Consider the following 2217-nt stretch of genomic DNA (forward strand, 5'->3'; position numbering starts at 1 on the left):
AGCCACCAGTGGTTGTAGCTGCTGCCGGTGCCGATCTGGCGGCCCCAGGTTTTGCAGAAGACGTAGTTGGTGCCCTGGTTGAGGGTTCCGGTCTGCGTGGTGCTGGTCGCCGACGAGTAGACCGGCGCGTTCGCGCTGGTGTCCACCCAGTACCTGCTCGAACCCGAACCGCCGCCGCCGGCCCAGAGCGCGTTGGCCAGAAGCTGGGCGTCGTGCACCTCCGTCCGGTACGCGTCCGGGTACGCGGAGACCTGGACCTTCTGGCAGATCGCACCGATGTCGCCGCTCATCCAGGAGTTGCCGGGGTACTTGCGCATCATCGCGTTGAGGAACGCGTTTGTCGCGTAGACCGGGTCGGTCAGCTGCGCCGGGGTGCCCCAGCCCTGCGAGGGCCGCTGCTGGAAGAGCCCGAGGCTGTCGTGGTCGACGGCCTCGGTGTAGTTGTGCAGCGACGACTCGGTGATCGCCGTCGTGATGGCGATGACCGCGGCGCGCTTGTCGAGGCCGCGGCCGGCCGCCGTCGCGCTGATGGCCCGGGCGCAGGAGACGTGGTAGCCGTTGAGGGACTGGCCGACCCGCTGCCCGTTCATCTGGGTGCGAAGCTGGTTGGCGATCGTGGTGTCCGAGGCGGTGGCGCCGCCGGAGACGCACTGGGCGTACGCGATCGCGGCGAGCATCGAGAGCGGCACCGGACCGCCGGCGGGGCCGGGCACCGGTGCCGCCGCGTAGGACGGTCCGGCGGCGGTCAGCAGCACGCCGGCGACGACGGTGCCGAGGGCGACCGCGCGGCGTGCGATGGAGCGGGAGGGGGATGGTCGGGGCATGACGGGGAGACCTCCTGTTGCGACGGGGGTGATGCGGGGGATCAGCAGTCCGGAACGTTCGGCAGCCGGTTGTCCGGGGAATTGACGTAGATGTTGGTCAGGTAGCCGCCGAACTGCGGAAGGTAGGCCCACCACGGGTTGCGGTACGGGCTCACCACGACCTCCTCGCCCAGCTTCTGGCAGGACACCAGGACGTCGACCCCGGCCGGGACGACGCCCAGCGGCGCGGCGCCGATGCCCGGGGCGGAACGCACCCGCACGCCCGAGCCCCAGGTGCCGAACGTGGTGCCCGGCAGCCGCGTGCCGCCGGGCACGGTGAGCGAGCGGGTGATGCCGGTCAACGCGTTGTACGCCTTGGCGAACGGCGTACCGTCCGGGTGCAGCGTCAGCACGACCACGATGCTGCGGTCGTCCGGGCCCACCGTGCCCGTGGTGTGCAGCGCCTCGCGTACCAGGTCGACCCCGGCAGCCGACGCCCGCGCCGGCGCCGCCGGCCCGCCGGAGCAGGTCATGGGCGCGTCGCCGAAGCCGGACCAGCCCTGCTTCACGGCCCGGGGCCGGGCGAACACGCTCGGAATGCCGAAGTTCTGGTCGTAGGAGTCGGCGGCGCACCGGGTGCTCTGCCGCAGGTTGTCCATGATGTACTGCCGCACCGCCGCGGGCGCCGAGTCCAGCAGGTACCGGTAGACGCGCACCACGTCGCCGGCGCTGATGGCGGTGTATCCCCAGTAGCCGCGCTGCGAACTCGGCGGCGGCGCCGTGTTGCGCAGCCCGAGGCGCGGCACCATTCTGTTGATCACCTGCTGGTAGCCGTTCCCGGCCCAGTAGTACGAGGCGGCGGCGTCGTCGCTGCCGCGCAGCATCGCGTCGAGGCGGGTGCGGTCGGCGCCGGGGATGGCGTAGTCCGGCCCGCGCAGCCAGAGGTAGTCCAGCGCGATGAGCAGCTTGACGATGGACGCGGAACGGAACTGCATATCGACGTTCTGCTGCTCGGTGAAGGTCGCCGTCTGCCGGTCGAAGACGGCGATTCCGGCCGTGACCCCGGCGGGCACCGCGACCGTTGCGGCGGCGGCGGATCCGGTGCCGATCGTGGTTGCCAGGGCGCACGCGACGGCGACCAGGCCCGCCAGCGGTCTCCCGATTGAGGAACGCATCATTCTCCTTGGGAATGGGCGCCCCGGCCGATGCCGGCCGGGGCACCGCGGGCTCAGCAGTCGGGGATGACGGTGCCGTTGTTGTCCTTGGCCTCGTCGTTGCCCCAGCGGCTGAGGTAGTACGCGGAGACGTACTGTCCGGCGGGTCCGGTGTCGGGGTCGGTCTTGAGCCACCAGTGGTTGTAGCTGCTGCCGGTGCCGATCTGGCGGCCCCAGGTTTTGCAGAAGACGTAGTTGGT

2 protein-coding genes and 1 pseudogene are annotated in these 2217 nt (G+C 71.1%); all 3 read right to left on the reverse strand.

Annotated elements, in window-relative coordinates; translation table 11 throughout:
• Positions 1–824 (reverse strand): annotated as a pseudogene (locus AB0F10_RS45310) (hypothetical protein); the annotation flags it as partial.
• Between the two features lie 41 nt (positions 825–865).
• The gene (locus AB0F10_RS45315; RefSeq protein WP_360640772.1) at positions 866–1978 is read right to left on the reverse strand and encodes a hypothetical protein; all 1113 of its coding nucleotides are present in this window, start codon (positions 1976–1978) and stop codon (positions 866–868) included.
• 53 nt (positions 1979–2031) lie between these two features.
• The coding region (locus AB0F10_RS45320; RefSeq protein ID WP_360640774.1) for a hypothetical protein at positions 2032–2217 on the reverse strand (186 nt) is incomplete at its 5' end.

Origin of the sequence: Actinoplanes sp. NPDC026623, assembly GCF_040638275.1 — a bacterium.
Taxonomy (GTDB): Bacteria; Actinomycetota; Actinomycetes; order Mycobacteriales; family Micromonosporaceae; genus Actinoplanes.